General features: G+C 45.7%; 12 protein-coding genes. 10 read left to right on the top strand and 2 right to left on the bottom strand.

Features of this window, described 5'->3' with window-relative positions:
- Positions 1 to 79 precede the first annotated feature (79 nt).
- Positions 80 to 952 (bottom strand): DUF58 domain-containing protein, encoded by an 873-nt coding sequence (locus tag ACFGVR_RS12305; RefSeq protein ID WP_448697424.1) that lies wholly within the window; start codon positions 950 to 952, stop codon positions 80 to 82.
- An 80-nt stretch (positions 953 to 1,032) separates the two neighbouring features.
- A complete protein-coding gene (locus ACFGVR_RS12300; protein ID WP_448697422.1) occupies positions 1,033 to 2,031 on the bottom strand; it encodes an AAA family ATPase in 999 nt (332 codons plus the stop codon).
- 178 nt (positions 2,032 to 2,209) lie between these two features.
- Here ACFGVR_RS12300 and ACFGVR_RS12295 point away from each other — a divergent pair, with 178 nt between their 5' ends.
- The 10 genes from ACFGVR_RS12295 (at position 2,210) to ACFGVR_RS12250 (ending at position 11,950) form a co-directional block, all read left to right on the top strand.
- Complete coding sequence (locus ACFGVR_RS12295) at positions 2,210 to 2,836, top strand: DUF4159 domain-containing protein (RefSeq protein WP_448697421.1); 627 nt, start codon at positions 2,210 to 2,212, stop codon at positions 2,834 to 2,836.
- Between the two features lie 143 nt (positions 2,837 to 2,979).
- Positions 2,980 to 4,395 (top strand): FAD binding domain-containing protein, encoded by a 1,416-nt coding sequence (locus tag ACFGVR_RS12290; protein WP_448697419.1) that lies wholly within the window; start codon positions 2,980 to 2,982, stop codon positions 4,393 to 4,395.
- On the top strand, positions 4,392 to 6,704 hold the full coding sequence (locus ACFGVR_RS12285; protein WP_448697417.1) for a xanthine dehydrogenase molybdopterin binding subunit: 2,313 nt from the start codon (positions 4,392 to 4,394) through the stop codon (positions 6,702 to 6,704). Before ACFGVR_RS12290 ends, ACFGVR_RS12285 begins: the two co-directional genes overlap by 4 nt.
- On the top strand, positions 6,667 to 7,632 hold the full coding sequence (locus tag ACFGVR_RS12280; RefSeq protein WP_448697415.1) for an XdhC family protein: 966 nt from the start codon (positions 6,667 to 6,669) through the stop codon (positions 7,630 to 7,632). The genes ACFGVR_RS12285 and ACFGVR_RS12280 overlap by 38 nt, the downstream gene beginning before the upstream one ends.
- Positions 7,633 to 7,676: 44 nt before the next feature.
- Complete coding sequence (ureA, locus tag ACFGVR_RS12275) at positions 7,677 to 7,979, top strand: urease subunit gamma (protein ID WP_448697413.1); 303 nt, start codon at positions 7,677 to 7,679, stop codon at positions 7,977 to 7,979.
- Positions 7,980 to 8,199: 220 nt separating this feature from the next.
- Positions 8,200 to 8,661, top strand: a complete 462-nt coding sequence (tnpA, locus tag ACFGVR_RS12270) for an IS200/IS605 family transposase (protein ID WP_448697411.1) — start codon at positions 8,200 to 8,202, stop codon at positions 8,659 to 8,661.
- A gap of 11 nt (positions 8,662 to 8,672) precedes the next feature.
- Positions 8,673 to 9,047: an urease subunit beta gene (locus ACFGVR_RS12265; RefSeq protein ID WP_448697409.1), complete on the top strand. Its 375-nt coding sequence runs from the start codon at positions 8,673 to 8,675 to the stop codon at positions 9,045 to 9,047.
- Entirely contained in the window at positions 9,044 to 10,759 is a 1,716-nt protein-coding gene (ureC, locus tag ACFGVR_RS12260; protein WP_448697407.1) for an urease subunit alpha, read from the top strand. Before ACFGVR_RS12265 ends, ureC begins: the two co-directional genes overlap by 4 nt.
- 1 nt (position 10,760) lies before the next feature.
- The gene (gene ureE, locus ACFGVR_RS12255) at positions 10,761 to 11,267 is read left to right on the top strand and encodes an urease accessory protein UreE (protein ID WP_448697406.1); all 507 of its coding nucleotides are present in this window, start codon (positions 10,761 to 10,763) and stop codon (positions 11,265 to 11,267) included.
- Positions 11,264 to 11,950: an urease accessory protein UreF gene (locus tag ACFGVR_RS12250; RefSeq protein WP_448697404.1), complete on the top strand. Its 687-nt coding sequence runs from the start codon at positions 11,264 to 11,266 to the stop codon at positions 11,948 to 11,950. Before ureE ends, ACFGVR_RS12250 begins: the two co-directional genes overlap by 4 nt.
- Positions 11,951 to 12,009 lie beyond the last annotated feature (59 nt).

Below are 12,009 nucleotides of genomic sequence, written 5' to 3'. Positions count from 1 at the left end.
GGTCAGTTATTATTGGGTTATTAAGTTACTATGTTATTGGTATATTTTTTACTCAGGAATAAAGACTCACGGCTCCGGACTAAACTCCCTTATTCCGTTGCACTAAAAAATCCCTTAGTGCCTGGTCCAATGGCTGAGCGGTGCTTACCATGCGGTAAACAATGTTTTTGCCTAACAGCTGCATACGCAGGTTAGTTAAATGTGCATCCAACCGGGCCTGGTATTCATTTTTTGTCTGCGTGTTTACCTGTATGGTTTCGCCCGTTTCCAGGTCTTGCAAAGATGAATACCCTTTAAAATCAAAGTCGAGCTCGTTTTGCCCCATTAAATGGAACACGATGATCTCGTGCCTTAGCGCCGCCAGCGAATCCATCAGCTTGGTGATCTCATCTTCTGACTGGTACATATCGGTAATAAAGATCAGCAGTTCTTTTTTAGCCGCGCCTAAAAACAACTCTTTATAATGTGCAGGTTGCGTAAACTGTCCGGCCGGTTGTATTTTTTCTAACTGGTAATACAAACGGTTTAAATGCTGCGGGCCGGGCTTTGATGCAAGTGTATTGAGCGCACCATCCTGTAAAACATACAAACCCATGGCATCGCCTTGCAAGTTAGCCAGGTAAGCCAACGATGCCGCCATAAAGCGCGCGTAATCTATCTTTTTCAAAACGCCATCGTGGTGGTTCATTGATGCGCTGGCATCTACTAATATCCTTACAGAGATGCTTGTTTCCACCTCCGATTCGCGGATATAATACCTGTCCGACCGTGCATACATCCGCCAGTCCAACCAGCGCAAATCGTCGCCCGGCTGGTAACTCCGGTACTGGCTAAACTCCAGCCCGGGGCCCTTGATGGTACTTTTATTAAAGCCATTTAAAAATCCGTCGACAACGGTTTTTGCCAGTAAGGGCAAATCTTTAATGGTCATTAATACTTTCGGATCAAGCATTTTTTGATTTCGGATGTCGGAATTTCGATTTCGGATTTATTTCTTATCTCAATACGCAATACGCATATCTCAATACTATATTACAATTTACCTTCAGGGCGTACAATTGCTTTGATCAATTCTTCAGTTACCTTATCTGATGAAATATCCTCGGCTTCGGCTTTAAAGTTCATCAGTATACGGTGGCGTAAAACCGGGTAAGCCATAGCATGCAAGTCATCCATTACAACAGCGTAACGGCCTTTAAGTAAAGCACGGGCCTTGGCAGTCAATATCAGCGCCTGCCCCGCGCGCGGGCCTGAGCCCCAGCGCACCCACTCTTTTACAAAAGGTACGGTCGTGGTATCTGGTCGTGTGGCACGTATCAGCTGGCTTACGTACCTAACCAGATCTTCGCTAATGGTAACCTGCCTTACCAGCGCCTGTGCCTGTTGTATCTCCTCGGCGGTCAATACAGCGTTTACATCCGCTTTGCGCGATCCGGTGGTGCGGTTCAGCACCTCAAATTCTTCCTGTTCGGTTGGGTATCCAATTTTGATCAGCAGCAAAAAACGATCAAGCTGTGCTTCGGGTAACGGATAAGTACCCGCCTGTTCAATAGGATTTTGGGTGGCCAGGATAAAAAACGGTTTATCTAAAGGGTAAGTTTGCCCGCCATAAGTTACCTCAAACTCTTGCATCGCCTCCAGCAACGCTGCCTGGGTTTTTGGCGGCGTACGGTTTATCTCATCAGCCAGTACAATATTGGCAAACAGCGGCCCTTTGTTAAATTTAAAAAAGCGTTTGCCGGTCGTATGGTCTTCCTCTAAAATTTCGGTACCCACAATATCCGTCGGCATCAAATCGGGGGTAAACTGTATGCGCCTGAAACTTAAATGTAAAGCCTGCGACATAGTTTTTACAATAAGCGTTTTAGCCAAACCAGGCACACCTTCCAGCAGGCAGTGCCCACCAGCCAAAAAGGCAACCAATAACTCGTCTAAAATAGCATCCTGACCAACAATTACTTTTTGTACCTCGGCTTTTAACTGTGGCAGTTTTGCAAGCAGCGCTTTAATGTTGTTTTCTGTTAATTCCAAAACCCTGTTTTATTAAATTTTGTATTGTTTAAAAATCGAAACACAATATATCCCTCTTTAAGTTAACAGGCAATAATTTATTAATATTTTAATTAAAGTATCCAAATATTTACAAAGTGGATGCAAAAAAGTGAGTTTCGCTTAAAATTTTGTACTAATTTTACTGTTTATACTCACAATGGCATTCAGCTCAAAATTTACGTTCACACGCTTTAGCTATCATTCGGGCGATTGGGACACCGACCAGCGGATGCCGACCAATATCCTCAACTCGCTGTTGGAGTATACCACTATCCCCATCGATCCTAAAGAAAAGGTTGTACAACTTGGAGGTAACGACGTTTTTTTGTCACCATTCAGCTATATCAGCGGGCACAAACTGGTGCAGTTCGATGCGCAGGAACGTGCTAACTTTAAAAAGTACGTACAGAACGGCGGCTTTGTTTTCGCCGATGACTGCAACCATGACATTGACGGCTTGTTTGCCAAATCGTTCGAAGCGCAAATGGCCTCGCTTTTTGGCCCCGACGCTTTACGGAAGATACCCAACAATCACGAAATATACCGCTCATTCTTCACCTTCGAGAAAGGACCGCCAACAACTTCGTTCGAGCTAAACGGCTGGGGCGACGACCTGGTGCATGATTATCTGAAAGCCATTATGATTAACGGCCGCATTGCAGTATTGTACAGTAACAAAGATTACGGCTGCGAATGGGACTATGATTTTCGCAATAAGCGATTTTTAGCTGAAGACAATACCAAATTTGGCGTAAATATGGTATTATATGCAATGGGGAGTTGATATTCTGCAAAAAATACAAAATACAGGATAAAAACTGCAAATTTTATAATATATTCACTTAAATTTTTTAAATTTGATTTAGGCAATATGTTTTGCTTATCTGTAATTATCACTAAATTTAAATAGGTTTATATACTATACGTTTGATCAGCTTTATTTTAAATAACAAGCCCGTTAGTACCAGCATGCCCCCCGGCATGTTGCTGCTCGACTTTGTGCGTTATCAGCAGAACCTCAAAGGCACCAAGATCGGCTGCCGTGAGGGCGATTGCGGTGCCTGTACCGTGCTCATCGGCGAGTTAAAAGATGGTCAGGTTAAATACCATTCGGCTACCTCCTGCCTTACGCCTTTGGGTAACATCAACAACAAACATATTGTAACCATTGAGGGACTGAACATGGAGGGCCTCAACCCTATCCAGCAAATGATGTGCGATGAGAATGGCACGCAATGCGGTTTTTGTACGCCGGGTTTTATTGTAAGCATGGCCGGTTTTTGCTTAAGCGATAAAGAACCTACCTATAAAAATGCCGTCGCATCGGTCGACGGCAATATTTGCCGCTGTACGGGATATAAGTCTATCGAACGGGCTTTGGAAAAGCTGACCGGTATACTGGAGAATAAAAAACCGGATGCCGCTACGGCTTTCGTCACCGAAAGGGGAATACTGCCAGGATACTTTAACGATATTGAAGCGAAACTTAAACTACTGGCTACCCAGCCCAATGGCAAAGCAGAAGCAGATACTCCGAAACGTTTTGTTGGCGGCGGTACCGACCTGTATGTGCAGCAGCACGAGGCTATGGTATACGCCGATATTGATTTTGTAATCACCAGGCCCGAACTAAAAGGTATTACCCGGCAAGATCATGTTTGCACCATTGGCGGCGCAGCTACCGTTACAGAATTTGCTAATTCGCCTGTCATTAAAGAGCATTTCCCTGAAGTTGAAAGATTTGCCAAACTGGTATCATCAACACCTATCCGCAATATTGCCACCTTTGCGGGGAACTTTGTGAACGCCTCACCTATCGGCGATTTCTCCATTTTCTTTTTAGCGCTTAACGCGACAATTGAGTTGACAGATGGCAAAACAACACGCAATATCCCGTTAAGGCAATTTTACAAAGGCTACAAGCAACTGGATAAGTTGCCGCACGAATATATCAGCAAGTTCCATTTCCGTTTACCGGACAGTAACACCCTGTTCAATTTTGAGAAAGTAAGCAAGCGCACCCATCTGGATATAGCCAGCGTAAATACCGCCATTAGTTTGATCGTGGTTGACGGCATTATTTCCGAAGCGTCGATATCCGCCGGCGGTGTTGGGCCAACACCTGCTTATTTAAAGCTCACATCCGAGTTTTTAAAAGGGAAGGTAATCAGCGAAAAGCTGGTTATTAAAGCTGCGCATATTGCACAAACCGAAATATCGCCCATTAGTGATGCGCGTGGTACCGAAGCATATAAACGCCTGTTGCTATCGCAATTGATCAAGGCGCATTTTATTAAGCTGTTCCCCAACCTGCAGGTTGAACAATTAATTAGTGTGGTATGAAGAACATAGATGCAAAAACCCATACGCGCGGCGAATCTGTTTACCTGGACGATATTCCATTGATACAGGGTACTTTGTTTGGCTGTGCCTTTGGCTCGCCGGTGGCGCACGGCATTATTAAAGACATCGACCTTAGTGAAGCCGAAAAAGTTGAAGGCGTGGTACGCATTTTTACGTATCACGATATTACGGGCGAGAACCAGATCGGAGGCATTATACCCGATGAACCTTTACTGGCCGAGCATCACGTGGACTTTTGCGGAATGCCCGTGGCATTTGTGGTTGCCGAAACCGATGAAGCCGCGCGCCATGCCGTTAAAAAGATAAAAATAGAAATTGAGCCGTTGCCGGTGATTACTGATCCGCGCGAAGCACATAAACTGGGACAACTGATTGTACCGCCGCGCACACATGTATTAGGCGATACCCAGGCTACGTGGCAGCAATGCGAATATATTTTTGAAGGTGTTGCCGATACTAACGGGCAGGAACATTTGTATATTGAAACACAGGGCGCCTATGCCATCCCACAGGAGAATAATGCGATAAAAGTATATTCGTCTACCCAAAGTCCGCGTGCTACGCAACAGGCATCATGCAAAGTAATTGGTGTGCAAATGCATCAGCTGGAAGTTGATGTGATTCGTTTGGGTGGTGGTTTTGGCGGGAAAGAAGATCAGGCAAATGCCTGGGCAGCTTTATGCGCCTTGGCTGCACATACGCTAAAAAAGCCGGTTAAATATTCGCTCGACCGGATGGAAGATATGCGGATGACCGGTAAACGCCACCCCTATTCGTCGGACTTTAAAATAGGTTTAGATAAAAATTACAAGATACTGGCTTACGAGGTTGAGTTTTACCAGAATGCCGGTGCTGCCGCCGATCTTTCGCCGGCGGTGCTCGAGCGCACTTTGTTCCATTGTACCAACAGCTATTTTATCCCTAATGTAAAAGCCGTGGCATACAGTTGCCGCACGCATTTGCCGCCTAACACGGCTTTCCGTGGTTTTGGTGGGCCACAGGGCATGTTTGTTATCGAATCGGCAATAGCCAAAGCCGCGCACGAGTTAGGCGTCAACCCGTCGGTTATCCAAAAAACAAATCTTAATAAAACCGGCGACGAGTTCCCCTACGGTCAGTTAGCCGTAAGCGAGGCCGCCCATTGCTGGGATAAGGCGATGGATATTTACAACATCGAGAGTGTTATTAAAGAGACCAACTGGTTTAACAAAACCAATAAGCTATACAAAAAGGGCATCGCCTTTATGCCGATATGCTTCGGTATCTCGTTCACCAATACCATGATGAACCAGGGTCGTGCTTTGGTACATGTATATACCGATGGCAGCGTGAGCGTAAGCACCGGCGCTATCGAAATGGGGCAGGGTGTTAATACCAAAATGCTGCAAGTGGCGGCCTATGTATTCGGCATCAGGCCGGAGTTGGTGAAACTGCAAAGTACCAGCACCAGCCGCATCGCTAATTCTTCGCCATCCGCAGCAAGCGCAACAGCCGATCTGAACGGCAAGGCAACCTACATGGCCTGCAAAGCCATTGCCGAACGCCTGATCAACAACGCAGCCGAAGAAATGCACGTTGACGAAGCCAGTATAACTTTAAAAGATGAGCAAGTATTAGTGAACGGTGAACCCAGTGGCATGGATTGGAAAAAACTGGTGATGTCGGCATTTTTGAAACGGGTGAGTTTATCCGAGCACGCACATTATGCTACGCCCGAGATCCATTATGATAAATTGAAAGAAAAAGGGCATCCTTTTGCCTATCACGTTTACGGCACGGCTATTACACAGGTAACTGTCGATTGCCTGCGAGGGACATATGAGATAGACGCCGTTAAAGTGGTTCACGATTTTGGACACAGCATGAACCCGTTGATCGACCGCGGGCAAATTGAGGGCGGTATTGTGCAGGGCATCGGCTGGATGACCATGGAAGAATTGATCTATGATAAAGAAGGCAGGTTGAAATCGAACGCCTTATCAACTTATAAAGTTCCTGATATTTACTCGGTACCCAAAGTTTTGGATATCGATTTTTTGGATACGGATAAAGATAACCTGGCTATCTTCCGATCAAAAGCTGTTGGCGAACCGCCATTGATGTATGGTATAGGTACTTATTTTGCTTTACGCGATGCTATTAAGGCGTTCAACCCATCAGCACATATGCCGTTTGAAGCGCCCATGACGCCCGAAAAAACTTTGATGGCGCTATACAGCAAGCCCTTACCACCCGACCAGGAAAAAAACGATGAAACAACAAGCAGCCTGGAAGTTAATAGCCGATAGTTTACAGCACAGCATACCCGTGATGTTGCTGTACGTATTGGAAAGCAAGGGCAGCAGCCCGGGCCGCCGGGGCTTTATGATGGCCGTGGACCGTGATGGCAAAATGGAAGGCTCTATCGGCGGCGGCATTATGGAGCATAAGTTTGTGGAGATGGCCAAAGAAAAGCTCATCCAAAACGAACCTGTGCTTGCAGTAAAACAGCAAATACATGATAAAACCGCGGCTAAAAATCAAAGCGGCATGATCTGCTCAGGCGAGCAAACCATTTTATTGTACCAGGTTAAGCCTGAAGATGCTTTTGATATCGACCACGTGATAGATAGCTTGCAGCAAAATAAGAATGGCTTACTTACGCTATCGCCGAAAGGCTTACAGTTTGATAATGAGATTGACGGCAGACACGACCTGTTTAACATGTCCAGCCAGGCCGACTGGCTATACCAGGAGATTACCGGTTACGTCAACCACTTGTTTATCATCGGTGGCGGGCATTGCGCTTTGGCACTTTCGCGGATGATGAACAGTTTAGGCTTTTACGTGCACGTTTACGAGAACCGCCCCGAGCTGAATACGTTGCAACAAAACGAATACGCCAACGAAAAAACTTTGGTAGGTGATTATAACGAATTGGGGGAATTGATCGAGTCGGGGGACAATAATTACGTTGTTTTAATGACCTGGGGGTACCGGACAGATGACGTCGCCTTGCGGGCGCTTATGGACAAGGATCTTAAATACTTAGGCGTATTAGGCAGCAAAAAGAAGATCAAAAAAATGTTTACCGATTATACGGCTGAGGGTATCGATCAACAACGGCTAAAAAAGATCCACTCGCCTATCGGCATCCAGATCAAAAGCCAGACACCCGAAGAGATCGCGGTGAGTATCGCCGCGCAGATCATCAAGGTAAAAAACGCCGCTCTGTAGGCAATTTTCGTTGTTTTTTATTATATTGAGATTTTATTTAGAAGATGCATTTAACACCACGAGAATCGGAAAAGTTATTGTTGTTTTTGGCCGGCGAACTGGCTGAGAAGCGCAGGGCACGCGGATTAAAATTGAATTATCCCGAAGCGATAGCGTTGATCAGCAGTCACCTGCAGGAAGCGGCACGCGATGGGAAGTCGGTAGCCGAACTAATGCAGTACGGCGCCACCATTTTAACCCGCAACGATGTGATGGAGGGCATTGCCGAAATGATCCACGAGATACAGATCGAGGCTACCTTTCCGGACGGAACGAAATTGGTTACCGTGCATGATCCGATAAGATGAAAGCGAATAGCATCATGACTATAGGAGGCACCTACAGAGCCAAATATCTCCGGCTTGATTTCTATAAACAGGATGCTCCTATGGAGCAAAGAGAATTTGATAATATAATTAAAAAGAGCGAAATGTCAGGCCAACTCCGTAGGAGTATCCTGTTTATAGGATATTAAAATAAAAATGGTTTGGCTCCGTAGGTGCCTCCTATCAACAAAATATAATAACCATGCCAAATACATTTTCTCAAATCTATCTCCAATTCGTATTCGCTGTTAAATACCGCGAAAATCTAATTGCCAAAGAGCATAAAGAAGAGTTGCATCAATATATAACAGGCCTGGTTACTAATCGAAACGCTAAAATGCTTGCCATTAATTGCATGCCCGATCATTTGCATCTGTTTGTCGGCTTTAAACCTGTTATTTCTATATCCGATTTTGTGAAAGAGATCAAAGTCGAAAGCAATGAATTTATTAATAACAAAAAATGGGTTAGAGGTAAATTTAGTTGGCAGGAAGGATATGGCGTTTTCTCTTATTCTCAATCGCACATTGATAATGTGATTCAATATGTGATAAACCAGGAAATACATCACCAAAAGAAAACTTTTAGGCAAGAATATGATGCCATGTTACGCAAGTTTGCAATAGAATACGAAGAAAAATACTCATTCCAGTTTTTAGACTAACCACAACCACCATGATACCAGGCGAATACATCCTCAAAACCGAACCTATTAAATGCAACGTGGGCCGGGCAACCGTAAACCTCACCGTTGTCAACACCGGCGACAGGCCCGTGCAGGTAGGTTCGCACTATCACTTTTTCGAAGTGAATAAACAACTCGAATTCGACCGGGAGCAGGCCTTTGGTATGCGGTTGAACATTGCTGCCGGAACGGCTGTAAGATTTGAGCCGGGTGAAGAAAAGGATGTAACCTTAACCACTTTCGGCGGAAGCCGCAACATACACGGCTTTAATAACCTGGTGAACGGCGAAACGCTTTCTTCAGAAGCCAAAGCAAAAGCATTAAACAAAGCATCACAACTGGGTTTTAAAAATAAAAAAGCATGAGCTTAAATATCAGCCGCATAAAATATGCCAACATGTTTGGCCCGACCACCGGCGATAAGGTTCGCTTAGGCGATACCGACCTAATCATTGAGATAGAAAAAGATTTTACCGTTTACGGCGACGAAGGCAAATTTGGTGGCGGCAAAACCATTCGAGATGGTATGGCGCAATCGGCAACAAAAGTACGGGCAGATAACGTGCTCGATTTTGTGATCACCAGCGTCATGATCATCGATCATTGGGGTATCGTGAAAGGCGATATTGGGATAAAAGATGGCAAGATCGTCGGCATTGGTAAGGCAGGGAACCCGGATACCATGGACGGCGTTACACCCAATATGATCATCGGCGCTTCTACGGAGGTGCACGGCGGTGCAGGTTTAATAGCAACCGCGGGAGGAATCGATACACATATTCACTTTATCTGCCCGCAACAGATAGACCATGCGCTTTTCAGCGGAATTACTACGATGATCGGCGGCGGTACCGGTCCGGCCGATGGCACTAATGCTACCACCGTTACCCCCGGCGCCTGGAACATAGAAAAAATGCTGCAATCGGCCGAAGCTTTCCCCATGAACCTGGGCTTTTTTGGTAAAGGCAACTGTGCGGAAGAAGCGCCTTTGGAAGAACAAATTGAAGCCGGTGCGTTGGGTTTAAAAATACATGAAGACTGGGGTTCTACCCCTGCCGTTATCGATGCATCGCTGAAAATTGCGGATAAACACGATGTGCAGGTCGCCATCCATACAGATACTTTAAACGAAGCGGGCTTTCTGGAAGATACTATTAAAGCTATTGCGGGCCGTACCATCCACACCTTTCATACCGAGGGCGCCGGCGGCGGGCATGCGCCGGATATTATTAAGGCGGCTATGTATCCTAACATCCTGCCATCGTCGACCAATCCTACCCGTCCGTACACCAAAAATACTATCGATGAGCACCTGGATATGCTGATGGTTTGCCACCATTTGGATAAATCGGTGCCCGAGGATGTGGCGTTCGCCGACTCGCGCATCAGGCCCGAGACAATAGCTGCCGAAGATATTTTGCATGATATGGGTGTGTTCAGCATGATGAGCTCCGATTCGCAGGCCATGGGCCGCGTTGCCGAAGTGATCACCCGTACCTGGCAAACAGCTGATAAAATGAAGAAGCAGCGCGGCTTTTTGCCCGAGGATAAGGAAAATGACAATTATCGCGTAAAGCGCTATGTGGCTAAATACACCATCAACCCTGCAATCAGTCACGGTATTTCGGAGTATGTAGGTTCGCTGGAAAGCGGCAAGCTGGCCGACCTGGTTTTGTGGAAACCGGCTTTGTTTGGCGCCAAGCCCGAAATGATCATTAAGGGCGGCATAATCATCGCCGCGCGCATGGGCGACCCGAACGCTTCTATACCAACGCCGCAGCCGGTAATTTACCGTCATATGTTTGGCGCTTATGGCAAAGCCCTGTTTAAAACCTGCGCTACTTTTGTGTCGCAACTTTCGCTGGATAAAAACGTGGTGCAGCAATATGGTTTGGAGAAGATGATATTACCGGTAAAAAACTGCCGAAACATCGGTAAAAAAGATTTGATCCATAACGACGCTACGCCACAGATTGATGTTAACCCTGAAAATTACGAGGTTAAAGTTGATTGCGTACATATTACCTGCGAACCTGTTTCGGTAGTGCCGTTGGCACAACGCTATTTTTTGTTCTGATATGTTTATACAAGAAAAAAAGGGCAATATTGCAACAACTGACATTGGCAATCGTAAAACCGATTACCTCTTGCTCGAATGGTTCGAGACCCAAAAGCGCATAATGCATAAGCGCAGCCAAGCCGGTATTGAAGTAGCTATCAAATTTTTAGGCGGCGGCCAAAATTTAACACAAGGCGATATTTTGTTTATGGATGATAACACCATTATCGCTGTTGATATTCTGCCCTGTGAGGTGATCGTTATCCGCCCGAAGAATATGTTTGAGATGGCTTCGATTTGTTACGAGATCGGTAATAAGCATCTGCCCTTATTCTACGATAACGAAGATGTGCTGGTGGTGTTTGATGCGCCTTTGTTCAGGTTGCTGAGCGCTTCGGGCTATGAAGTAAAACAGGAGACGCGCAAACTGCTCAACCCATTAAAAACCAGCGTTTCGGCACATGAGCATAGTGGTAGCAGCGAGAGCCTGTTCTCAAAGATCATGAAATTAACCAACCCGCAATGAGTACCGCATTATTAAACCTGTTGCAGCTATCTGATCCTACCCTGCCCATAGGCGGATTTTCGCACTCTGCGGGGTTGGAAACTTATGTGCAGCATGGTGTAGTTAACGATGCCATATCGGCAAAAGCCTTTGTTACCGAAATGCTTACCCAAAACCTGCAATATACCGATGCTGCTTTAATGTCGCTAAGTTATGATGCGGCCCTCACTGGCAAAATTGATCAGATCTTAGCTTTGGACGCCGAATGTAACGCGGTTAAGCTTCCGCGCGAAATGCGCCAGGCGAGCCAGAAATTGGGCACACGTTTGCTGAAAATATTCCAGGAGTACTGCGATGACAACCTACTTAATATGTATAGACAAGCTGTCGACAACAAAGAAACGTACGGGCATTATTGTATCGCTTTCGGCATCATCGCGGCTATCCAAAACATTGAAAAAAAGGCGGCTTTGACCGGCTTTTATTATAACGCGGCAATGGGTATGATCACTAATAGCGTAAAGCTGATTCCCTTAGGCCAGCAAGACGGGCAAAGGCTGCTTTTCGCGATAAAGCCTTTGATTGGGGAACTGGCGGAACGGTCGCTAAATCCCGACAAGGAATTGATCGGACTTTGCTGTACTGGTTTTGACATCCGCTGCATGCAGCATGAGGACTTGTATTCGAGGTTGTATATGTCGTAAGGGAGGTGAAAGCTAAAAGGCGAAAGCTGAAAGCGATTATCATGTTAAATAATTAGATT

The organism is Mucilaginibacter aureus (genome assembly GCF_053514885.1).
This window is presented reverse-complemented; position numbering and strand designations above follow the sequence as displayed.